The organism is Streptomyces sp. ADI95-16, from assembly GCF_003721495.1.
In the GTDB taxonomy this organism is placed as follows: Bacteria; Actinomycetota; Actinomycetes; order Streptomycetales; family Streptomycetaceae; genus Streptomyces; species Streptomyces goshikiensis.
In genome coordinates this window covers 957,444-983,381 of the sequence record NZ_CP033581.1, presented here as the reverse complement: position 1 = coordinate 983,381, position 25,938 = coordinate 957,444, and the positions used below count along the sequence as shown (strand labels likewise).

The window sequence follows — 25,938 nt, the reverse complement described above, 5'->3', positions numbered from 1 at the left end:
TAAAGAATGGTGAACGAGGAGAAGTACCTCGATTACCTCAAGCGGGCGACGTCCGATCTCCGCGAGGCACGGCGACGGCTGCGCGAGGTGGAGGAGCGGGACCAGGAGCCGATCGCGGTCGTGGCGATGAGCTGCCGCTACCCCGGTGGCATCGACACCCCCGAACGCCTGTGGGAGCTGGTCGCCGACGGCGCCGACGCCGTCTCGCCGTACCCCGCCGACCGGGGCTGGCCCACCGAGGTCCTCTTCGACCCCGACCCCGACAGCGGCATCGAGGCGTACGAACAGGTCGGCGGATTCCTGCACGACGCCCACCACTTCGACCCGGCCTTCTTCGGGATCTCCCCGCGCGAGGCCCTCGCCATGGACCCGCAGCAGCGGCTCCTGCTGGAGACCTCCTGGGAGGCCTTCGAGCGGGCCGGCATCGACCCGGCCTCCCTGCGCGGCAGCCGCACCGGCGTCTTCGCGGGGCTCATGTACCACGACTACGCCGCCCGGCTGTTCAGCGTCCCCGAGGAGATCGAGGGCTTCCTCGGCAACGGCAGCTCCGGCAGCATCGCCTCCGGCCGCATCTCCTACACCCTCGGCCTGGAGGGCCCGGCCGTCACCGTCGACACGGCCTGCTCGTCCTCGCTCGTCGCCGTCCACCTCGCCGCCCAGGCCCTGCGCAGCGGCGAGTGCACCCTCGCCCTCGCCGGCGGTGTCACCGTCATGTCGACGCCGGGCACCTTCACCGAGTTCAGCCGCCACCGCGGACTGGCCGGCGACGGCCGCTGCAAGTCCTTCGCCGACGCCGCCGACGGCACCGGCTGGGGCGAGGGCGCCGGCATGCTCGTCCTGGAACGGCTCTCCGTCGCCCGCGAGAACGGCCACCCCGTCCTCGCCGTGATCCGCGGCACGGCCGTGAACCAGGACGGCGCCAGCAGCGGCCTCACCGCCCCCAACGGGCCCTCCCAGCAGCGCGTCATCCGCGAGGCCCTCGCCGGGGCCCGGCTCTCGGCCGCCCAGATCGACGCCGTGGAGGCCCACGGCACGGGCACGACCCTCGGCGACCCCATCGAGGCGCAGGCGCTGCTGGCCACCTACGGTCAGGACCGCGCCGACGGCCGGCCGCTGCTGCTCGGCTCCGTCAAGTCCAACCTCGGGCACACCCAGGCCGCCGCGGGCGTCGCCGGGATCATCAAGATGGTCATGGCGATGCGCCACGGGGTCCTGCCCAAGACCCTGCACGTGGACGAACCCACCACGAACGTCGACTGGTCGGAAGGCGCCGTCCGGCTGCTCACCGAGTCCGTGCCGTGGCCCGAGACCGGCGCGCCCCGCCGCGCGGGCGTCTCCTCGTTCGGCATCAGCGGCACCAACGCCCACACCATCATCGAACAGGCCCCCGAGCCCGAGCCCGATGCCGGGGCGAACGCCGGTGAGGCGCCCGCCGTCGCCGCCCCCGTGCCGCCGCTGTGGAACCTCTCCGCCAAGACCCCGGCAGCGCTGCGCGCCCAGGCCGGGAAGCTGCGCGCGCACCTGAGCGCCCACCCCGGCCTGAGCGCCGGGGACATCGCCCACTCGCTCGTGAGCGGGCGCACCGACTTCGAGCACCGGGCGGTCCTCACCGCCGTGGACGAGCCCGGACTGCTCCGCGCACTGGAGTCCCTCGCCGCGCTCGACCCGGACGCATCGGCCCCGGGCGTCACCCTCGGCCGCCCGGTGGCCGGAAAGCTGGCGTTCCTGTTCACGGGGCAGGGCAGCCAGCGCCTCGGCATGGGGCGCGAGCTGTACGAGGCCTTCCCGGTGTTCGCGGCCGCGCTGGACGCGGTGTGCGAGCTCCTGGACCTCGAACTGCCGCTGAAGGACGTCCTGTTCGGGACGGACGCGGAACTGCTGGACCGTACGGAGTACGCGCAGCCGGCCCTCTTCGCGGTCGAGGTGGCCCTGTTCCGGCTGCTGGAGTCCTGGGGCGTGAAGCCGGACTTCGTGTCCGGTCACTCGATCGGTGAGATCGCCGCCGCGCACGTCGCGGGCGTCTTCACGCTGGAGGACGCGTGCGCGCTGGTCGCCGCGCGCGGTCGCCTGATGCAGGCGCTGCCGACCGGTGGTGTGATGATCGCGGTGCAGGCCTCGGAGGAGGAGGTCCTGCCGCTGCTGACGGACCGGGTGAGCATCGCGGCGGTCAACGGTCCGCGCTCGGTGGTCGTCGCCGGTGACGAGGACGCCGCGACGGCGGTCGTGGCGGCGTTCCCCGACCGCAAGTCCAAGCGCCTCACCGTCAGCCACGCCTTCCACTCGCCGCACATGGACGGCATGCTCGACGACTTCCGCCAGGTGGTGGCGGGGCTGTCGTTCGGCGCCCCCCGCATCCCGGTCGTCTCCAACCTGACCGGCGCCCTCGTCACCGACGAGATGGGTTCCGCCGACTTCTGGGTCCGGCACGTCCGCGACGCCGTCCGCTTCCTCGACGGCATCCGCACCCTCGCCGGCCGGGGCGTCGTCCACTTCCTCGAAATCGGCCCGGACGCCGTCCTGTCGGCCCTCGCCCAGGACTGCCTCACCGACGACGCGGACACGGCCGCCTTCCTGCCCGTACTGCGCGCCGGCCGCCCCGGCACCGAAACCCTGACGGGCGCCCTCGCGCGGCTGCACGTCCGCGGCTGCGCCGTCGACTGGGACGCCTACTACGCGGGCACCGGCGCCCGGCGCGTCGACCTGCCCACGTACGCCTTCCAGCGCGAGCCGTTCTGGCTCGACGCCGGACGCCCCCTCGGCGACGTCTCCGCCGCCGGTCTGGGAGCCGCCGGCCACCCGCTGCTCGGCGCCGCCGTCTCCCTCGCCGGCCTCGACGGATTCCTCTGCACCGGCCGGCTCTCGCTGGACACCCACGGCTGGCTCGCCGACCACACCGTCATGGGTTCGGCCGTGCTGCCCGGCAGCGCCTTCGTCGAGCTCGCCATCCGCGCCGGCGACCAGGTCGGCTGCGACCTCCTCGAAGAACTCACCCTGCACGCCCCGCTCGTGCTGCCCCCGACCGGCGGCGTCCAGCTGCAACTGTGGGTCGGCGCCCCCGACGCGACCGGCCGCCGCTCCCTCGGCGTGCACTCCCGCCCCGAGCCGGCCACCGACACGCCCGGACCCGACACCGACACCACCGAACGGCCCTGGACCCGGCACGCCGACGGCGTCCTCGCCGTCGGCGCGCCCGAGCCGACGTTCGCCCCCGAAAGCTGGCCGCCGGCCGGCGCCACCCCCCTGCCCGTCGAGGACCTGTACGCCGGGCTCGCCGACGCGGGACTGGAATACGGTCCCGCCTTCCGGGGCGTGCGCGCCGCCTGGGTGACCGACGAGGCGACGTACGCCGAGATCGAGACCGAGCCGACGGACGGACAGCCCGCCGACACCGCCCTGTTCGGGCTGCACCCCGCCCTCCTCGACGCCGCCCTGCACACCATCGGCATCGCCGGACTCGTCGAGGACACCGGGCGCGGCCGGCTGCCGTTCTCCTGGACCGGCGTGGCCCTGCACGCCGCGGGCGCCCCGGCGCTGCGCGTACGGATCACGAAGGCCGGACCGGACACCGTGTCCCTCGCGCTGGCCGACGGCACCGGAGCGCCCGTCGCCGACATCGCCGCGCTCACGCTGCGCACCGTCTCGGCCGAGCAGTTCGACACCGCCACCGGCGGCCCCCGGGACTCCCTGTTCCAGGTGGCCTGGACCCCGCTGACCCTCCCGGCCCCGGCCCCGGCAGCCGTCGAGCAGCCGCTGCTCCTCGACGGGCCGTCCGCCGCCGAGGCACTGGACGCGTTCCTCGACACCGACGCGCCCGTACCGGACACCGTCCTCGTACACCTCCCCGCCGCGCCCGGACTCACCCCCGAGGCCGTCCGCGCGGCCACGCACGACGCGCTGCGCCTGCTGCGGCGCTGGCTCGCCGACGACCGGCTCACCGACAGCCGGCTCGTCCTCCTGACCCGGGGCTCGGTCGCCGTCCGCACCGGCGACCGAGTACCCGGCCCCGTTCACGCCGCCGTCTGGGGCCTGGTGCGCTCCGCGCAGTCCGAGCACCCGGGCCGCTTCGTCCTCGTCGACACCGACGTACCGCCGGCCCAGGTGCCCGCGGACGTCCTCACCGCCGCCCTCGCCGCGCCGGAGCCGCAGCTCGCCCTGCGCGAGGGCGCCGCCCACGCACCCCGGCTGGCCAGGACCCCCGCCGACGCCGGGACCCCGGCCGAGCCGCCCTCGTACGCCCCCGAAGGCACCGTCCTGGTCACCGGCGCCACCGGCACCCTCGGCCGGCTCGTCGCACGGCACCTCGTCGCCGAGCGCGGCGTACGCCACCTGCTGCTGCTCAGCCGTCGCGGCGACACCGCACCCGGCGCGCCCGAGCTGACCCGCGAGCTGAACGCGCTCGGCGCCGAGGTGACCTGGACGGCCTGCGACGCCGCCGACCGGGAGGCGCTCGCCGCCGCCCTCGCCGCCGTCCCCGCGGCCCACCCGCTGCGCGCGGTCGTCCACACCGCCGGTGTCCTCGACGACGGCGTCATCGACTCCCTCACGCCCGAACGCCTCGACGCCGTCCTGCGGCCCAAGGCCGACGCCGCCCTCCACCTCCACGACCTCACCCGCGACCTCGGTCTGTCGGCGTTCGTGCTGTTCTCCTCGGCCGCCGGCGTCTTCGGCGCGCCCGGCCAGGGCAACTACGCCGCCGCCAACTCCTTCCTCGACGCCCTCGCCCAGCACCGCCGCGCCGAGGGCCTTCCGGCCGTCTCCCTGGCCTGGGGCCTGTGGGAGGACGCCGACGGAATGGCGGGCGCCCTGGACCAGGCCGACCTCGACCGGATGAAGCGGGGCGGCGTACAGGGGCTCACCGCCTCCGACGGCCTCGCCCTCCTCGACCTCGCCGACACCCTCGCGGCGGCCGCCGCGAGCGGTGCGGGGCAGGCCCTGCTCGTGCCGATGCGGCTGGACCCGCCCGCCGCCGGAGCCGACGTGGCCCCGCTGCTGCGCGGGCTCGTCCGCACCCCCGTACGGCGCACCGCCGCGACCGGCGCCGCCGCCGGCGGCCGTACCGGCACGGAGCCGTCCGCTCTGGAGCGCCGCCTGAGCGGCCTCGACGAGCCCGGGCGGGAACGGCTCCTCCTCGACCTCGTCCGGGGTCACGTCGCCGACGTCCTCGGCCACGGCACCCCCGAGGCCATCGAACCCGAACACGCCTTCAACGAGCTGGGCTTCGACTCGCTCACCGCCGTCGAACTCCGCAACCGGCTCGGCGCGGCCGTCGGCCGCCGGCTGCCGGCCACGCTGGTCTTCGACTACCCGACCTCCCGCACGCTGGCCCGCCACCTCTGCGCCGAACTCGGCGGAGACCGCCCCGGGTCCCAGGGCCCCGCGGCCGGGCCCGGCTCCGGCGCCGTCGGCGGTGACGCCGACGACCCGATCGCGATCGTGGCCATGAGCTGCCGCTACCCCGGCGGCGTCACCACCCCCGAGGAGCTGTGGCGGCTCCTGGAGAGCGGCGGCGACGCCATCACCGGCTTCCCGGCCGACCGCGGCTGGGACGTCGAATCGCTCTACCACCCCGACCCCGACCACCCCGGAACCTCCTACACCCGCCACGGCGGCTTCCTGCACGACGCCGCCGGGTTCGACCCGACGTTCTTCGGGATCAGCCCGCGCGAGGCCGTCGGCACCGACCCGCAGCAGCGCCTGCTGCTGGAGACCACCTGGGAGGCCTTCGAACGGGCCGGCATCGACCCGGCCGCCGTCCGCGGCAGCCGGACCGGCGTGTTCGCCGGCGTGATGTACCACGACTACGCCGCCCTGCTGGAACGTTCGGCCGACGGCGCGGACGGTTCGCTCGGCTCCGGCAGCACGGGCAGCATCGCCTCGGGACGCGTCTCGTACACCTTCGGCCTCGAAGGCCCCGCCGTCACCATCGACACCGCCTGCTCGTCCTCGCTGGTCGCCCTGCACATGGCGATCCAGGCCCTGCGCACCCGCGAATGCGACCTGGCGCTCGCCGGCGGTGTCACCGTCATGGCCACCCCGGGCACCTTCGTCGGCTTCAGCCGCCAGCGCGGCCTCTCCGCCGACGGCCGCTGCCGCGCCTTCTCGGCCGACGCCGACGGCACCGGCTGGGGCGAGGGCGCGGGCATGCTGCTCGTGGAGCGGCTTTCCGACGCCCGGCGCAACGGGCACCCCGTGCTGGCCGTGGTGCGCGGTTCCGCGATCAACCAGGACGGTGCGAGCAACGGGCTCACCGCGCCCAACGGGCCCTCGCAGCAGCGCGTCATCCGCGCCGCCCTCGCGAGCGCCGGCCTGTCGGCCGCCGACGTGGACGCGGTCGAGGCCCACGGCACGGGCACGACCCTGGGCGACCCCATCGAGGCGCAGGCGCTGCTGGCCACGTACGGCCAGGACCGCGCCGACGGGCAGCCGCTGCTGCTCGGCTCCGTCAAGTCCAACCTCGGCCACACCCAGGCCGCCGCCGGTGTCGCCGGCATCATCAAGATGGTCCTCGCCATACAGCACGGGGTCCTGCCCCGCACCCTGCACGCGGAGCAGCCCTCACCGCACGTGGACTGGTCGGAAGGCGCCGTCAGCCTGCTGACGGAGCCGGTTCCGTGGCCGGAGACGGGCCGGCCGCGCCGGGCCGGCGTCTCCTCGTTCGGCATCAGCGGCACCAACGCCCACACCATCATCGAGCAGCCGCCCACCGCCGCCACCCCGACCGAAACGGAGAGCACGGGCACACCCGGCGTGCTCCCCCTGCGCCTCTCGGGCCGCAGCGCGCACGCCCTCGCCGCCCAGGCCCGCGCCCTCAGCGAGCACCTCGACGCCCGCCCGGACCTCGCGCTCGCGGACCTCGCGTACTCCCTGGCCACGACCCGCGCCGGCTTCGACCACCGCGCGGTGATCGTGGCGACGGACCGCGACACGGCCGCCACCGCCCTCGACGCCCTCGCAAACGACCGGACGGCACCGGGCCTAATCCGGGGCACGGTCACCAAGGGAGGCCGCACCGCCTTCCTGTTCACGGGGCAGGGCAGCCAGCGGCTCGGGATGGGCCGTGAGCTGTACGAGGCCTTCCCGGTGTTCGCGGCCGCGCTGGACGCGGTGTGCGAGCGGCTGGACCTTGAACTGCCGCTGAAGGACGTCCTGTTCGGGACGGACGCGGAACTGCTGGACGAGACGCGGTTCACGCAGCCGGCGCTGTTCGCGGTCGAGGTGGCGCTGTTCCGCCTCGTCGAGTCCTGGGGTGTGGAGCCGGACTTCCTGTCCGGTCACTCCATCGGTGAGATCGCCGCCGCGCATGTCGCGGGTGTGTTGTCGCTGGACGATGCCTGTGAACTGGTCTCCGCCCGTGGGTGGTTGATGCAGGCGCTGCCGTCCGGTGGCGTGATGATCGCGGTCCAGGCCTCGGAGGACGAGGTCCTGCCGCTGCTGACGGACCGGGTGAGCATCGCGGCCGTCAACGGTCCCCGGTCCGTGGTCGTCGCGGGTGACGAGGACGCGGCTCTTGCCGTCGCGGCCGCGTTCCCGGACCGCAAGTCCAAGCGGCTGACCGTGAGCCATGCCTTCCACTCGCCGCACATGGACGGGATGCTGGACGACTTCCGCCAGGTCGTGGCGGGGTTGTCCTTCGAGGCTCCGCGCATTCCGATCGTGTCCAACCTGACCGGTGCTCTCGTCTCCGACGAGATGGGTTCCGCCGAGTTCTGGGTCCGGCACGTACGGGAGGGCGTCCGTTTCCTCGACGGCATCCGCGCCCTTGAGGCCGCCGGGGTCACGACGTACGTCGAACTCGGTCCCGACGGTGTCCTTTCCGCCCTCGCGCAGGACTGCATCGAGCGGGACGCCGTGTTCGCGCCCGCGCTCCGCAAGGACCGCCCCGAGGCCGAGGCCGTCACCACGGTCCTCGCCCAGGCCCACGCACACGGCGTCACCGTGGACTGGGCCGCGTACTTCTCCGGCACCGACGCCCACCGCGTCGACCTCCCCACCTACCCCTTCCAGCGCGAGCGCTACTGGCCGGAGACCGGCACCCCGCTCCCCGGGGACGCGACCGGCCTCGGCCTCGCGAGCGCCGGACATCCGCTGCTGGGCGCGGCCGTCTCCCTCGCGGACGCCGACGGGTGCGTCCTCACGGGCCGGCTCTCGCTGCGCACCCACCCCTGGCTCGCGGAGCACTCCGTCATGGGCTCCGTCCTGGTCCCGGGGACGGCACTCGTCGAACTGGCCCTGCACGCGGGCGAACGGGTCGGAGCCCCGGCCCTCGACGAGCTGACGCTCCAGGCACCGCTGGTGCTGCCGGACACCGGCGACGCCGTGCAGATCCAGGTCACGGTCGGCGCACCCGATGCCTCGGGCCGGCGCCCGGTCGCCGTGTTCTCGCGCTCGGCCGATGCCGCCGACACCGCCGAAGGTGACGACGAGCCGTGGCTGCGGCACGCGGCAGGCCTGCTGGCCGACGAGGTCCGCCCCGCCTCCGCCGACCTCGGCACCTGGCCGCCGACCGGTGCGACCCCCCTCCCGGTCGACGACGCGTACGAACTGCTCGACGCCTCCGGGCTCCGCTACGGGCCCCAGTTCCGGGGGCTGCGGGCGGCCTGGCGGCGCGACGGCGAACTGTTCGCCGAGCTCGCCCTGGCCGGCCGCGCGCAGGAGGACGCCGACGCGTTCGGCCTGCACCCCGCACTGCTCGACTCCGCCCTGCACACCCTCGCGCTCGGCGCGGACCTACCGGCGGGCCCGGATGGCGAGGGCGCCGACGGCGCCCGGTTGCCCTTCGCGTGGAACGGCGTACGGCTGCACGCGGCGGGCGCCTCCACGGCGCGCGTCCGCCTGGCCCCCGCCGGACACGGCGCGGTGTCGTTGGAGTTGGCCGACTCCGCCGGTCACCCGGTCGCCTCGGTGGACTCGCTGGCCCTGCGGGCGATCTCGCCCGAGCAGATCGGCGCGGCGGCGCGGGCGGGCCGCCCGGAATCCCTGTTCCAGGTCGACTGGACGGAGTACGCCGCGGGCACCGCCCCGGCCGAAGTCACCCGGGCCGTGGTGGGAATCGCGGTGCCCGGACTCGACTGCTGCCCGTACGCCGACCTGGAGGACCTGGCAGCAGCGGGCGGTGACATACCGGACCTGGTCTTCGTCACCTCGGGTGCTCAGGACATGCCCGCGCTGCCGGGCGCCGTGCACGGCCGGGCCGCCGAGGGACTCGCTCTCGTACGGTCCTGGCTCGCCGAGGAGCGCTTCGCTTCCTCGCGGCTGGTGTTCGTCCTGCCCGGCGCGATGCCGGCGCACGGTCCGGCCGGTGCCGTCCGCGATCTCCCGGGCGCCGCGCTATGGGGCCTGGTCCGCTCCGCCGCCACCGAGCACCCCGGGCGGTTCGCCCTGGTCGACCTCGACGTGGACGGCGCGGCCCTGCCCGAAGGGGCGCTCATCGCGGCGCTGGCCTCGGGCGAGTCCGAGGTGCTGGTGCGGGACGGGTCGCTGCTGGTGCCGAGGCTGGCGCGTGCGGCGGTCGTGGCTGACGCGGGCGTCGAGTGGGATGCCGAGGGCACGGTCCTGGTGACCGGTGCGAGTGGTTCGCTCGGTGGGCTGTTCGCCCGCCATCTGGTGGCGGAGCACGGTGTGCGGCGCCTGCTGCTGGTGAGCCGTCGCGGTGAGGGCGCTGCCCTTTCCGCGGAGCTGGTGGGTCTGGGTGCCGAGGTGTCGTGGGCGGCGTGTGATGTGGCCGATCGCGATGCGCTGGCGGCCGTACTCAGTGCCGTTCCGGCGGAGCACCCGCTGACGGCGGTCGTGCACACGGCGGGCGTGCTGGATGACGGTGTGGTCGGTTCCCTGACCACCGAGCGGCTGTCGGCCGTGCTGCGTCCGAAGGTGGATGCGGCGTGGAACCTCCACGAGCTGACCCAGGACCTCGGTCTGTCGGCCTTCGTACTGTTCTCGTCCGCCGCCGGTGTGTTCGGTGGCGCGGGGCAGGCCAACTACGCGGCGGGCAACGTGTTCCTGGACGCGCTCGCCGCCCACCGCCGGGCCCAGGGCCTGGCGGCGACCTCCCTGGCCTGGGGCCTGTGGGCCGAAGCCGGCGGTATGGGTGGTGCCCTGGACGCCGAGGACGTGTCCCGTCTCGGCCGTGGCGGTGTCAATGCCATCACCGCCGCCGAGGGTGTGGCGTTGTTCGACGCCGCTTGCGCCGCCGAGCAGGCGTTGCTGGTGCCGGTGAAGCTGGACCTGGCCGCGCTGCGCGCCCAGGCCGGCTCCGGAATGCTCCCGCCGCTCCTGTCGGGGCTGGTACGTACCCCCGCACGTCGCGCCGCCGGTGCGTCCGCCCCCGAGGCCTCCGGCCCGGCGGCGCGACTCGTCGGGCTGGCCGATGCCGAACAGCTTTTCTTCGTACTGGAGTTGGTGCGTACGCAGGTCGCGGCGGTGCTCGGCTACGCCGGGCCCGAAGCGGTCGAGGCCGACCGGTCCTTCCGGGAGCTGGGCTTCGACTCCCTCACCGCCGTCGAGCTGCGCAACCTGATCGGCGCCGCAACCGGACTGCGGCTGCCCGCCACGCTCGTCTTCGACTACCCCACCTCGGAGGTCCTGGCCGGTCACCTGCGGGCCGAACTGCTCGGAGCGGCGCCCGCCGCGCCGACCGCGCCGGTGGCCGTCGCCGTCCGCGACGACGAGCCCATCGCGATCGTGGGCCTCGGCTGCCGGTATCCGGGAGGCGTGGAGAGCCCGGACGACCTGTGGCGGCTCGTCCTGGAAGGCCGGGACGTCATATCCGGGTTCCCCGACGACCGCGGCTGGGACGTCGACGGCCTCTTCGACACCGACCCCGGCCGCGAGGGCACGAGCTACGCCCGCGAGGGCGGCTTCCTGACCGAAGCCTCCGCCTTCGACCCGGCGTTCTTCGGGATCTCGCCGCGCGAGGCCGTGGCCATGGACCCGCAGCAGCGGCTGCTGCTGGAGACCTCCTGGGAGGCCTTCGAGCGGGCCGGCATCGACCCGCGGACCCTGCGGGGCACCCGGACCGGCGTCTTCGCGGGCGTCATGTACCAGGACTACGCCTCCCGGCTCGCGGCACTGCCCGAGGGCGTCGAGGGCTTCCTCGGCACCGGCAACGCGGCCAGCGTCATCTCCGGCCGGCTGTCGTACACCTTCGGCCTGGAGGGCCCGGCGGTCACCGTCGACACGGCCTGCTCCTCCTCCCTGGTCGCCCTGCACCTGGCGGTGCAGGCGCTGCGCTCCGGCGAATGCTCGCTCGCCCTGGCGGGCGGCGTGACCGTGATGGCGACCCCCGCGGCGTTCGTGGAGTTCAGCCGGCAGCGGGGCCTCGCGGCCGACGGCCGGTGCAAGGCGTTCTCCGCCGACGCGGACGGCACGGGCTGGTCCGAGGGTGCCGGTGTGCTGCTGGTGGAGCGGCTTTCCGACGCCCGCCGCAACGGGCACCCGGTGCTGGCCGTCGTCCGGGGAACGGCGATCAACCAGGACGGCGCCTCCAACGGCCTCACCGCCCCCAACGGCCCCTCGCAGCAGCGCGTCATCCGGCAGGCCCTGGCCAACGCCGGTCTGTCCGCGGCCGAGGTGGACGCCGTCGAGGCGCACGGCACGGGCACGTCGCTGGGCGACCCGATCGAGGCGCAGGCGCTGCTGGCGACGTACGGGCAGGACAGGCCGGCCGACCGGCCGCTGCTGCTCGGCTCGATCAAATCCAACATGGGCCACACGCAGGCCGCATCCGGTGTCGCCGGCGTGATCAAGATGGTCCAGGCGATGCGGTACGGGGTACTGCCCCGGACCCTGTACGTGGACGAGCCGACCCCGCACGTCGACTGGACGGCCGGAGCCGTGACGCTCCTGGAGTCGGCCACGGACTGGCCGCGGACGGGCCGTCCGCGCCGGGCCGCGGTCTCCTCCTTCGGCTTCAGCGGCACCAACGCCCACGCCGTCATCGAGCAGGCCCCCGAGCCGGCGGAGCCCGAGGCTCGGCCCGAGCCCGCCCGGGTGCCCGGCAGCCAGCCGTGGCTCCTCTCGGCGAAGGACCCGCAGGCCCTGCGCGACCAGGCCGCGCGCCTTGCGGCGCACGTGGTCGAGCACCCCGAACTGCCCCTGGTCGACATCGGCTACGCCCTGGCGACGAGCAGGACCGCACTGGACCGCCGGGCCGCGGTGGTCGCGCCGGACCGTGCCGGATTCCTGACCGGTCTCGCGGCGCTCGCCGACGGCGGCTGGACGGCCGGTCTGCTGGAAGGTTCCCCGACCACGGGGAAGCTGGCCTTCCTGTTCACCGGTCAGGGCAGCCAGCGGCTCGGGATGGGCCGTGAGCTGTACGAGGCCTTCCCGGTGTTCGCGGCCGCGCTGGACGCGGTGTGTGACTCGCTGGAACTGCCGCTGAAGGACGTTCTGTTCGGGACGGATGCGGAACTGCTGGACCGTACGGAGTTCACTCAGCCGGCGCTGTTCGCGGTCGAGGTGGCGCTGTTCCGGCTCGTGGAGAGCTGGGGTGTGCAGCCGGACTTCGTGTCCGGGCACTCCATCGGTGAGATCGCCGCCGCGCACGTGGCCGGGGTCTTCTCCTTGGAGGACGCGTGCGAAATGGTCTGCGCCCGTGGGCGGTTGATGCAGGAGCTGCCGACCGGTGGCGTGATGATCGCCGTCCAGGCCTCGGAGGCGGAGGTGCTGCCGCTGCTGACGGAGCGGGTGAGCATCGCCGCCGTCAACGGTCCCCGGTCCGTGGTCGTCGCGGGTGACGAGGACGCGGCTCTTGCCGTCGCGGCCGCGTTCCCGGACCGGAAGAGCAAGCGGCTGACCGTCAGCCACGCCTTCCACTCGCCGCACATGGACGGCATGCTCGACGCCTTCCACGAGGTCGTACGAGGGCTGACGTACTCCGCCCCGCGCATCCCGGTCGTCTCGAACCTGACCGGATCGGTCGTCTCCGAGGAGATGGGTTCCGCCGAGTTCTGGGTCCGGCACGTCCGGGAGGGCGTCCGCTTCCTCGACGGCATCCGCACCCTTGAGGACGCGGGTGTCACCACGTACCTCGAACTCGGGCCCGAAGGGATCCTCTCCGTACTCGCCCAGGACTGCCTCACCCGGGAGGACACCACGGCGTTCCTCCCCGTCCTGCGCGCCGACCGCCCCGAGGAGGACGCCCTCGGCTCCGCCCTCGCCCAGGCGCACCTGCGGGGGATCGCCGTCGACTGGCACGCGTACTACGCCGGCACCGGCGCCCGCCGGGCCGACCTGCCCACCTACCCCTTCCAGCGTCAGCGGTACTGGCTGGAGGCACCCGCGCACGCCCTCGCCGGCGACGTCGCCTCCGCGGGGCTCGGCCCGACCGCGCACCCCCTCCTCGGGGCGGCGGTCGACCTGCCCGACTCGGACGGCTTCCTCTTCACAGGCCGCCTCTCCCTGCGCACCCACCCCTGGCTGGCCGACCACCGGGTCGCGGGCACCGTCCTGCTGCCGGGCGCCGCGCTGGTGGAACTGGCCGTCCGCGCCGGCGACCACGCGGGCTGCGGCCGCCTGGACGACCTCACCCTCGAAGCGCCCCTGGTACTGGCGGAGTCGGGCGGGACGCAGCTGCGGCTCGCCGTGGCCGAGCCGGACGCGGACGGGCGCCGGACCTTCCAGGTCTACTCGCGCCCCGAGCGGACCGCCCCCGACGCGCCGTGGACCCGGCACGCCGAAGGCGTCCTCGCCCCCGGCACCGATGCCCCCGGCACCGACGCCCCCGATACCGCGGCGGGCCTGGGGGAGTGGCCGCCGGCCGGAGCCGTCGCCTGTGCCGTGGACGAGCTGTACCCCGGCTTCGACGCCATCGGACTCGGCTACGGTCCCGCCTTCCGCAACCTGCGCCGGGCCTACCGGCTCGGCGACGAGGTGTTCGCCGAGGTCGCCCTCGACGAGGACCGCCTCGCGGAGGCCGCCCCGTACGGCCTCCACCCGGCGCTGCTCGACGCCGCCCTGCACGCCGTCGGACTCGGGGAGTTCTTCCCCGACGGCCCGCCCGGCGCGCGGCTGCCCTTCTCCTGGGACGGGGTCCGGCTGTACGCCGCCGGCGCCGAAGCGCTGCGCGTACGGATGGCACCGGCCGGCCGAGACGCGGTGGCGCTGACCCTGTGGGACGGCACGGGACAGCCCGTCCTGACCGTCGACTCGCTCGTCCTGCGCCCGCTGGCCGCCGAGGCCATCGCCGCCGCCGGTACCGGACCCGTGGCGGAGGCGCTCTTCCGGATCGACTGGGCCGCCCTGACGCTGCCCGAGGCGCCGCCGACATCCGGCGGCGGCTGGGCGCTGCTCGGCGCGGACCCGCTCAAGACGGGCGCCGGCCTGGAACGGGCCGGGCTCCTCGACGACCCGTCCGCATCGACCCACCCGGACCTCGACGCGCTGGGCGAGTCCTTCGACCTGGCCGAGGCCCTGGGGGAGCCGGCGCCGGAGACGGTCCTCGTCTCCCTGGCGCCCGACCTCGCGGCGCCGGCCGCGGCCCCGGCCGCGCACACCGCGACCCGGCACGCCCTGGAACTCCTCCAGGGGTGGCTGGCGGACGACCGGTTCGCGGCCGCCCGGCTCGCGGTCGTCACCCGCGGCGCCATCGCCGCGGACCTCGACGAGGACGTCACGGACCTCGCGCACACCACGGTGTGGGGGCTGGTGCGTTCCGCGCAGGCCGAGCACCCGGGCCGGTTCGTCCTGGTCGACCTCGACGGCGAGGACCCCTCGTACCGGGCCCTGCCCGCCGCGCTCGCCACCGACGAGACCCAGCTCGCCCTGCGTGACGGCGCCGTACGGGCACCCCGGCTGGCCCGCGCGGCCCTCACGCCGCCCGCGGAACCGACGGAAGACGGCACCCGTGCCATCGACCCCGACGGCACCGTCCTGATCACCGGGGCCACCGGCACCCTGGGCGGCCTCCTCGCCCGCCACCTCGTCACCGAGCACGGCGTACGGCACCTGCTGCTCACCAGCCGCCGCGGAGCCGCCGCGGCCGGCGCCGGCGAACTCGCCGACGAGCTGGCGGAGCTGGGCGCGCGGGTCACCTGGGCCGCCTGCGACGCAGCCGACCGGGACGCCCTGGCCGCGCTGCTGGCTTCCGTACCGGCCGAGCACCCGCTGACGGCCGTCATGCACACCGCCGGTGTGCTCGACGACGGCACGCTCACCTCGCTCACCCCCGAGCGGGTCGCGCGGGTGCTGCGGCCCAAGGCCGACGCGGCATGGAACCTGCACGAGCTGACCCGGGACCTCGACCTGGCGGCGTTCGTCCTGTTCTCCTCGGCGGCCGGTGTGTTCGGCAACGCCGGACAGGCCAACTACGCCGCGGGCAACACCTTCCTCGACGCGCTCGCCCAGCACCGCAGCGCGCAGGACCTGGCGGGCCTCTCGCTCGCCTGGGGCCTGTGGGACGACGAGGCCGGCATGGCCGCGACCCTCGACGAACAGGACCGGCGACGCCTCCACCGCGGCAGCATGGACGCGCTGTCCGCCGCCGACGGCCTGGCCCTCTTCGACGCCGCTCTGCGCGCCTCGACCGAGAGCCTGCTCGTGCCCGCCCGGCTCGACCTCGCCGCGCTCCAGGCGCAGGTGGGCGACACCGTCGCACCCCTGCTGCGCGGCCTGCTCCGGACACCCGTACGACGCAGGACGAGCGCCGGCGCGGCGGCGGACGCCCCGGGATCGCTGGCGGAACGGCTGGCCCAGCTCCCGCCCGCCGAACGGGACCGGGTGCTGCTCGACACGGTCTGCACCCACGTCGCCCAGGTCCTGGGCCACAACGGCGCGGCCGCCATCGAACCGGGCAGCGCGTTCAAGGAGCTGGGCTTCGACTCGCTCACCGCGGTCGAACTGCGCAACCGGCTCGGCGCGGCCACCGGGCTCCGGCTCCCGGCCACGCTCATCTTCGACTACCCGACCCCCGAGGGACTCAGCGGATACCTGCGCTCCGCCCTGCCCCTCGGTGCCGACGGACCCACCGTCTTCGGCGAACTCGACCGACTCGAAACCGCGTTGGGCGCGGCCGACGCCACGGACGCGGACAGTGTCACGCGCTCGCGGATCACGATGCGCCTCCAGGCCCTCATGGCCAAGTGGAGCGCAGGCCAGGACACCGGACGGCGCACGGGCGCCGACGAGGACACCGACGACGACCTCGACACGGTGTCCGACGACGAGCTCTTCGACCTGCTCGACGACGAACTCGGCGCCTCCTGAGCACGCCGGGCGGGGCCCCAGGCCCCGCCCGGCACCCCGAACCACCACCACGGACAGACCCGTACGACCGCCTCTCTGGCATGGAGCCACGCACATGGTGAACGAAGACAAGCTTCGCGACTACCTCAAGCGGGCAACCGCCGATCTGCGCCAGGCCCGCAGGCGGTTGCGCGAGGTCGAGGAGCAGAACCAGGAACCCATCGCGATCGTCGCGATGAGCTGCCGCTACCCGGGCGGCGTCCGCACCCCCGAGGACCTGTGGCGGCTCGTCGCCGACGGCACCGACGCGATCGCCGGATTCCCGGTCGACCGCGGCTGGGACGTGGAGTCGCTCTACGACGCCGACCCCGACAGCGCCGGATCCAGCTACGTCAGCGAGGGCGGCTTCCTCTACGACGCCGCCCGCTTCGACCCCGCCCCCTTCGGGATCTCCCCGCGCGAGGCCCTCGCCATGGACCCGCACCAGCGGCTCCTCCTGGAGACCTCCTGGGAGGCCTTCGAGCGGGCCGGCATCGACCCGACCTCCCTGCGCGGCAGCCGGACGGCCGTCTTCGCCGGCGTGATGTACCACGACTACACCGCCCGCCTGGACTCCGTACCCGAAGGCGTCGAGGGCTTCCTCGGCACCGGCAGCTCCGGCAGCATCGCCTCCGGCCGCGTGGCGTACACCTTCGGCCTCGAAGGCCCCGCCGTCACCGTCGACACGGCCTGCTCCTCCTCCCTCGTCACCCTCCACCTGGCCGTACAGGCCCTGCGGGCGGGGGAGTGCACCATGGCCCTCGCCGGCGGTGTCACCGTGATGGCCACCCCGGCCACCTTCACCGAGTTCAGCCGCCAGCGCGGGCTGGCCGCCGACGGCCGCTGCAAGCCCTTCGCGGCCGCCGCCGACGGCACCGGCTGGGGCGAAGGCGTCGGCATGCTGCTCGTGGAGCGGCTGTCGGACGCCCAGCGCAACGGACACCCGGTCCTCGCCGTGATCCGCGGTTCCGCGATCAACCAGGACGGCGCGAGCAACGGCCTGACCGCGCCCAACGGCCCCTCGCAGCAGCGCGTCATCCACCAGGCGCTCACCAACGCCCGTCTGACGACGGCCGAGGTGGACGTCGTCGAGGCTCACGGCACCGGTACGACCCTGGGCGACCCGATCGAGGCGCAGGCGCTGCTGGCCACCTACGGCCAGGACCGGTCGGCGGACCGGCCGCTGCTGCTCGGCTCGATCAAGTCGAACATCGGTCACACCCAGGCCGCCGCCGGTGTCGCCAGCATCATCAAGATGGTCGAGGCGATGCGCCACGGCGTCGTACCGAAGACCCTCCACCTCGACGAGCCGACCCCGCACGTCGACTGGGAGGCGGGTGCCGTCTCCCTGATCGGCGAGACCGTGCCCTGGCCGCAGACCGGCGCCCCGCGCCGTGCGGGTGTGTCGTCGTTCGGTTTCAGCGGGACGAACGCGCACGTGATCGTGGAGCAGGCTCCGGAGGCGGAGGCGGCTGAGCCGGAGGCCGGTTCTGGGATGCCGGTGGTGCCGTGGGTGCTGTCGGGCAAGAGTGCGGGGGCGTTGCGGGGGCAGGCGGAGCGGCTGTCGGGCTGGCTGGCGGGCACGCCGGACGTTGATCCGCTGGACGTGGGCTGGTCGTTGGCGTCGACGCGCGCGGGGCTGGACCACCGGGCGGTCGTCTTCGGTGATCACGCGGCCGGTGTGGCCGCGGTGGCATCGGGTGCGCTGACCGCCGGTGTGGTCACCGGGTCTGCCGTCGGCGGCAAGACGGCGTTCGTGTTCCCGGGGCAGGGTTCGCAGTGGGTGGGCATGGCGGCGGAGCTGCTGGAGTCCTCGCCGGTGTTCGCCGCGCGGGTGGATGAGTGTGCGAAGGCGTTGGAGCCCTTCACCGACTGGTCGTTGGCGGATGTGCTCCGGGGCGTCGATGGCGCGCCCTCGCTCGACCGGGTGGATGTGGTGCAGCCGGCGCTGTTCGCGGTGATGGTGTCGCTCGCGGAGGTGTGGCGTGCGGCGGGTGTCCGTCCGGGTGCGGTGATCGGGCATTCGCAAGGCGAGATCGCGGCCGCTTGCGTGGCCGGGATCCTGTCCCTGGACGACGCGGCCCGTGTGGTGGCTCTGCGAAGCCAGGCCATCGGCCGGGTGCTCGCGGGTCTGGGCGGCATGGTGTCCGTGCCCCTGCCCGCTGCTGAGATCCGGGAGCGGATCTCTGCGTGGGGTGAGGAGCGGATCTCCGTCGCCGCCGTCAACGGCCCTTCCTCCGTGGTGGTTTCGGGTGAGGTGCAGGCTCTGGAGGAGCTCCTCGCTTCCTGTGAGGCGGACGGGGTCCGTGCCAAGCGGATCGCCGTGGACTACGCCTCGCACTCCGCCCAGGTGGAACTGCTCCGCGAGGAGCTCGACACCCTTCTCGCCCCGATCGTTCCGCAGCCCGCCGAGGTTCCCTTCCTGTCCACCGTCACCGGTGAGTGGGTCAACGGCACCGAGCTGGACGCCGGTTACTGGTTCCGGAACCTGCGCCGGACCGTGGAGCTGGAGCAGGCCACCCGCACCCTCCTTGAGCAGGGTTTCGGGGTGTTCATCGAGTCCAGCCCGCACCCGGTGCTGACCGTGGGCATGCAGGAGACCGTCGAGGACGCGGGCCGCGAGGCCGCGATCCTGGGCTCCCTGCGGCGCAACGAAGGTGGCCTGGAGCGGTTCTGGCTCTCGCTCGGCGAGGCCTACGTCCGTGGTGTGGCCGTGGACTGGGACGCCGTGTTCGCCGGTACCGGTGCCCAGCGCGTGGACCTGCCCACCTACGCCTTCCAGCAGGAGCACTTCTGGCTCGAAAGCGGTACCGCCGAGGACCCCGGCACCGCCGCCTACCCGGCCGACGCCACCGACGCCCGCTTCTGGGAGGCCGTCGAGCGTCAGGACGTGGCCGCCCTCATCGCCGAGCTGGACATCGACGGGGACGAGGCGCTCACCGCGCTCCTGCCCGCCCTGTCCTCCTGGCGCCGCCAGGGCAAGGAGCGCTCCACCGTCGACGGCTGGCGCTACCGGATCACCTGGAAGCCGGCCCCCGAGCCCGCCGCCACCCGTCTCAACGGCGCTTGGCTCGTCGCGGTTCCCGAGAGCGGTGGAGCGGCCGACGCCGTGGCGGGTGCGCTGGCCGAACACGGCGCCGACGTACGGCAGATCACGGTCCCGCGCACCCACGACGCGCGGGCCCGGCTGGTCGAGCGGATCCGTGAGGCGCTCGCCGACGGGCCCGAGGTAGCGGGCGTGCTGTCCCTCCTGACCCCCGTGGCGGTCGAAGCGGAGCCGATCGGCTCGGCCGCGCCCGCCGGTGTGAGCGCCACCCTCGCGCTCGTCCAGGCGCTCGGTGACGCCGATGTCGCCGCCCCGCTCTGGTGCGTCACCCGTGGCGCGGTGTCCGTCGGCCGTTCCGAGCAGCGGGCCGATCCCGCGCAGGCCCCCGTCTGGGGGCTCGGCCGTGTCACCGCACTGGAGCACGGCGAGCGCTGGGGCGGTCTGGTCGACCTGCCCGCGCAGGCCGACGCCCGGACGCTCCGACGGCTCGTCGGGGTACTCGCCGGGGACGCCGCCGAGGACCAGGTCGCCGTGCGGTCATCGGGGCTGTTCGTACGCCGTCTCGTGCGCGCCCGCCTGGCCGAGTCCCCGACGGTCCGGGAGTGGCGTCCGCGCGGTACGACGCTGGTCACCGGCGGTACGGGAGCGCTCGGCGCGCACGTGGCCCGCTGGCTCGCCGGGAACGGCGCCGAGCACCTGATCCTGACCAGCCGTCGCGGAGCCGAGGCGCCCGGCGCGGCCGGACTGCGCGAGGAACTGACCGCGCTCGGCGCCCGGGTCACCCTCGCCGCCTGCGACGTCAGCGACCGCGAGGCCCTCGCCGCGCTCCTGGCCTCCGTCCCCGCCGACCAGCCGCTGACCGCCGTCGTGCACACGGCGGCCGTCCTGGACGACGGGGTCATCGAAGCGCTGACACCCGAGCAGGTAGAGCGGGTGCTGCGGGTCAAGGTCGACGCGACCCTGCACCTGCACGAGCTGACGCGCGACCTCGACCTGTCCGCGTTCGTCCTCTTCTCCTCCTTCGCCGCCACCTTCGGCGCCCCCGGCCAGGGCAACTACGCGCCCGGCAACGCCTTCCTCGACGCCTTCGCCGAGTACCGGCGCGCCGCGGGGCTGCCCGCCACCTCCCTCGCCTGGGGCCCCTGGGGCGACGGAGGCATGGCCGAAGGCGCCGTCGGTGACCGGATGCGCCGCCACGGCGTCATCGAGATGGCCCCCGAGCGGGCCGTCAGCGCACTCCAGCACGCCCTGGACCGCGACGAGACCACCCTGACCGTCGCGGACATGGAGTGGAAGCGCTTCGTCCTGGCCTTCACCTCCGGCCGCGCCCGCCCGCTGCTGCACGACCTGCCCGAGGCACGACAGGCCATGGAGGCCACCCGGACCGACGCGGCGGAGGACAGCGGCAGCGCCGCCGTGCTCGCCCAGCGGCTCGCCGGGCAGCCCGAGGCCGAGCAGGAACGGCTGCTGCTGGAACTGGTCCGTACGGCCGTCGCCGCCGTCCTCGGCTACGCCGGGCCCGACGCCGTCGACGCCGGCCGGGCGTTCAAGGAGCTGGGCTTCGACTCCCTCACCTCCGTCGAACTGCGCAACCGCCTGGGCGCCGCCGCCGGCCTCAAGCTGCCGCCCACCCTCGTCTTCGACTACCCGACGCCCACCGTCCTCGCCCGCCACCTGCGGGCCGAGTTCTCCGGGCAGAGCGCCGCGGCACCCGTACCGACGGCCGCCGCCGGATCGGACGTCGAACCGATCGCCGTCGTCGCGATGAGCTGCCGCTTCCCCGGCGGCGTCCGCAGCCCCGAGGAGCTCTGGCAGCTGCTCGTCTCCGGCGGGGACGCCCTCTCGCAGTTCCCCGCCGACCGAGGCTGGGACGTCGAGGCGCTGTACGACCCCGACCCCGACGCGCAGGGCACCTCGTACACCCGTGAGGGCGGCTTCCTCTCCGACGCGGCCGCCTTCGACCCGGCGTTCTTCGGGATCTCGCCGCGCGAGGCCCTCGCCATGGACCCGCAGCAGCGCCTGCTGCTGGAGACCACGTGGGAGGCCTTCGAGCGCGCCGGGATCGACCCGGAGACCCTGCGCGGCAGCCAGTCCGGCGTCTTCGTCGGGACCAACGGCTCCGACTACTCCCACCTCGTACGGGGCGCCGCCGACGGCCTCGAAGGGCACCTGGCCACCGGCAGCGCCGGCAGCGTCGTCTCCGGGCGCCTCTCCTACACCTTCGGCCTCGAAGGCCCCGCCGTCACCGTCGACACCGCCTGCTCGGCCTCGCTCGTCGCCCTCCACCTCGCGGTGCAGGCACTGCGGAGCGGGGAATGCACCATGGCCCTGGCCGGCGGGGTCACCGTCATGTCCACCCCCGGCACCTTCATCGAGTTCAGCCGCCAGCGCGGACTGTCCACCGACGGCCGCTGCAAGGCGTTCTCCGCCGACGCGGACGGCTTCAGCCCCGCCGAGGGCGTCGGCATGCTGCTCGTGGAGCGGCTGTCCGACGCGCGGCGCAACGGGCACCCGGTCCTCGCCGTGGTCCGGGGTACGGCGATCAACCAGGACGGTGCGAGCAACGGCCTGACGGCCCCCAACGGGCCCTCTCAGCAGCGCGTCATCCGGCAGGCCCTGGCCAACGCCCGGCTGACCACGGCCGAAGTGGACGTGGTGGAGGCGCACGGCACGGGCACCTCGCTGGGCGACCCCATCGAGGCGCAGGCACTGCTGGCGACGTACGGCCAGGACCGGCCCGAGGGCCGGCCCCTGCTCCTCGGCTCGGTCAAATCCAACATCGGCCACGCACAGGCCGCGGCGGGTGTCGCCGGTGTGATGAAGATGGTGCTGGCCATGCAGCACGGGGTGCTGCCGCAGAGCCTGCACATCGACGAGCCCACCCCGCACGTCGACTGGAGCGCGGGCGAGGTCGCCCTGCTGACCGAGCGGCGGGCCTGGCCCGAGACCGGTGACCGCCCCTGGCGGGCGGGAGTGTCGTCGTTCGGGTTCAGCGGGACCAACGCCCATGCCATCATCGAGCAGGCCCCGGTGGAACAGGGGTCCGACGAGCAGGGGACCCCTGCGCCGCCGACCCCCCACCCCCTACTGACCACGACCACCCCGCACGACACCGGTTCCGACCCGCGGACCCCCCTGCCCTGGGCGCTGACGGCCAAGACCGAGAAGGCGCTGAGGGGCCAGGCCGACCGCCTGCTGGACCACCTCGCCACCCGTCCTGACCTGCGACGGGTCGACATCGGCCACTCCCTGGCCAGCACGCGCACGGCCCACGACCGGCGCGCGGTACTGATCGGCCGGGACCAGCGGGAGCACCTCGCGGGCCTGGCCGCCCTGGCCGCCGGAGGCACGGCACCCCTGCTCGTCCAGGGGTCGGTCATCGGGGGCAAGACCGCGTTCGTGTTCCCCGGACAGGGGTCGCAATGGGTGGGCATGGCACAGGCGCTGATGGACGCTTCACCCGTGTTTGCTGCCCGGGTGGATGAGTGTGCGAAGGCGCTGGAGCCCTTCACCGACTGGTCGTTGGTGGATGTGCTCCGGGGCGTCGATGGCGCGCCCTCGCTCGACCGGGTGGATGTCGTCCAGCCCGCGCTGTTCGCGGTGATGGTGTCGCTCGCCGAGGTGTGGCGTGCGGCGGGTGTGCGTCCGGGTGCGGTGATCGGGCATTCGCAGGGTGAGATCGCGGCCGCGTGCGTGGCCAGGATCCTGTCGCTGGATGACGCTGCTCGTGTGGTGGCGTTGCGGAGCCAGGCCATCGGCCGGGTGCTGGCGGGTCTGGGCGGCATGGTGTCCGTGCCCCTGCCCGCGGCTGAGGTCCGGGAGCGGATCTCTGCGTGGGGCGAGCAGCGGATCTCCGTGGCCGCCGTCAACGGCCCCTCCTCCGTGGTGGTGTCCGGCGAGGTCCAGGCTCTGGACGAGCTGCTTGCCGCGTGTGAGAAGGACGGGGTCCGTGCCAAGCGGATCGCGGTGGACTACGCCTCGCACTCCGCCCAGGTGGAACTGCTCCGCGAGGAGCTCGACACCCTTCTCGCCCCGATCGTTCCGCAGGCGGCGGAGGTTCCCTTCCTGTCGACGGTGACGGGGGAGTGGGTGAAGGGTCCGGAGCTGGACGCCGGTTACTGGTTCCGCAACTTGCGTCAGACGGTGGAGCTGGAGCAGGCGACCCGGACGCTGCTTGAGCAGGGTTTCGGGGTGTTCATCGAGTCCAGTCCGCACCCGGTGCTGACCGTGGGCATGCAGGAGACCGTCGAGGACGCCGGCCGTGAGGCCGCCGTACTCGGTTCCCTGCGGCGTAACGAAGGTGGTCTGGAGCGGTTCTGGCTCTCGCTCGGCGAGGCTTACGTCCGTGGTGTGGCCGTGGACTGGGACGCCGTGTTCGCCGGTACCGGCGCCCAGCGCGTCGACCTGCCCACCTACGCCTTCCAGTCGCAGCGGTTCTGGCCGGAGGCCGCGCCGGTCGAAGCGGGTGAACTGCCCGTGGAGAGCGCGATCGACGCCCGGTTCTGGGACGCCGTCGAACGCGAGGACCTCGCCGCGCTCACCGCCGAACTGCGGATCGAGGGCGACCAGCCCCTGACCGCCCTGCTCCCCGCGCTGTCCTCCTGGCGTCGGCAGAGCCGCGAGCAGTCCACCGTCGACGGCTGGCGCTACCGGGTCGTGTGGAAGCCCCTGGCCGAAGCCGCCACCACCAGGCTCTCCGGCACCTGGCTGGCCGTCGTACCCGAGGCGGTCTCAGGACCGGCCGGTGACGCGGCCGCCGCTGTCCTTCGTACGCTCGCCGACCGGGGCGCGGAGGTCCGTACCGTCACCGTGGCCGCCGACGCGGCCGGCCGGGAGGCGCTCACCGCCGCCCTGAAGACCGCCACCGCCGCGACGGCCCCCGCCGGGGTGCTGTCCCTGCTCGCCCTCGGCGACGACAGGGCCGCGCTGCGCGCGCACTCCGGGCTCCTCGGCACCGCCGCGCTCGTCCAGGCCCTCGGGGACGCCGACGTGTCCGCGCCGCTGTGGTGCGTCACCCGCGGCGCCGTCTCCGTGGCCCGCTCCGAGCGGCTCCAGGATCCGGCGCAGGCACTCCTGTGGGGCTTCGGCCGCACCGTCGCGCTCGAATTCCCCGACCGCTGGGGCGGCCTGCTCGACCTGCCCGCGCAGGCCGACGACCGGACCCTCGAACGGCTCGCGGGGATCCTGGCCGGTGACGGCTCCGAGGACCAGGTGGCGCTCCGCGCCTCCGGGCTCTTCGGCCGGCGGCTGGCCCACGCCCCGCTCGCCGACGCGCCGACCCCGCCCGGCTGGCGTCCGCGCGGTACGACGCTGGTCACCGGCGGTACGGGAGCGCTCGGCGCGCACGTGGCCCGCTGGCTCGCCGGGAACGGCGCCGAGCACCTGATCCTGACCAGCCGCCGGGGAGCCGAGGCGCCCGGCGCGGCCGGACTGCGCGAGGAACTGAGCGCGCTCGGTGCCCGGGTCACCCTCGCCGCCTGCGACATGGCCGACCGTGACGCCGTCGCGGCGCTTCTCGCGACGGTCCCCGCCGACCAGCCGCTGACCGCCGTCGTGCACACCGCCGGTGTCCTCGACGACGGGGTCATCGACGGGCTGACCCCCGAGCGGTTCGCGACCGTGCTCGCCCCCAAGGCGGACGCGGCGCTGACCCTGCACGAGCTGACCCGCGACCTGGACCTGTCCGCTTTCGTGCTCTTCTCCGGGGTCGCCGGCACCCTCGGTGACGCCGGGCAGGGCAACTACGCGGCCGCCAACTCCTACCTCGACGCCCTCGCCGAGCAGCGGCACGCCGACGGCCTGCCCGCCACCTCGGTGGCCTGGGGCCGCTGGGGTGACAGCGGGCTGGCCGCGGGCGGCGCCATCGGGGAGCGGCTCGACCGGGGCGGTGTGCCCGCCATGGCGCCGCGCGCCGCGATCCGGGCGCTCCAGCAGGCCCTCGACCACGCCGAACCGGCCGTCGCCGTCGCCGACATCCAGTGGGAGCGGTTCACGCCGGGCTACACCGCCGTACGGCCCAGCCCGTTCCTCGTCGACCTGCCCGAGGTGCGCGCGCTCGTACGGGCCGCGGCGGCCGCCGGTGACGCGGGCGGCGCGGCCGGGGAGGGCTCCCCGGCCGAGGCGCTGCGCCGACGCCTGTCCGTGATGCCGCAGGCCGAACAGGCCCTGGCCGTACTGGAACTGGTCCGCTCGCACGCGGCGACGGCCCTCGGGCACCCCACCACCGACGAGGTGGGCGCGGGCCGCGCGTTCAAGGAGCTCGGTTTCGACTCCCTGATCGCGCTGGAGCTCCGCAACCGCCTGAACGCCGCCACCGGGCTGAAACTCCCGGCGACCCTGGTCTTCGACCACCCGACCCCGGCGGTCCTCGCCGACTTCCTGCGCGGCGAGATCGTCCAGGACGGCAGCGCCGCGGCGGCGCCGGGGATCGCGGAACTCGAAAAGCTTGAGTCCGCGCTGTCCGTCATCGACCCGGACGGCGAGACACGTTCCGACATCGCCTCGCGCCTGCAGGCACTCCTGGCGAAGTGGGGTGAACCGCAAGCCCATTCGAGTGGGGGGGCCGTGGCCGAGAAGCTCCAGGAAGCCACGGCAGACGAGCTCTTCGACTTCATCGAGAACGAGCTCGGCATCTAGCACAGCGGACAGCGCAGGCAGTAGCAGCACAAGGGTTTGTG

At 74.5% G+C, this 25,938-nt stretch carries 2 protein-coding genes; both read left to right on the top strand.

Annotation, left to right across the window (positions count from 1 at the left end; genetic code table 11):
- Window positions 1-6 precede the first annotated feature (6 nt).
- Window positions 7-16,197 (top strand): type I polyketide synthase, encoded by a 16,191-nt coding sequence (locus EES41_RS04330; RefSeq protein WP_123075810.1) that lies wholly within the window; start codon window positions 7-9, stop codon window positions 16,195-16,197.
- A 94-nt stretch (window positions 16,198-16,291) separates the two neighbouring features.
- Complete coding sequence (locus EES41_RS04325) at window positions 16,292-25,897, top strand: type I polyketide synthase (RefSeq protein WP_123075808.1); 9,606 nt, start codon at window positions 16,292-16,294, stop codon at window positions 25,895-25,897.
- Window positions 25,898-25,938: the final 41 nt, after the last annotated feature.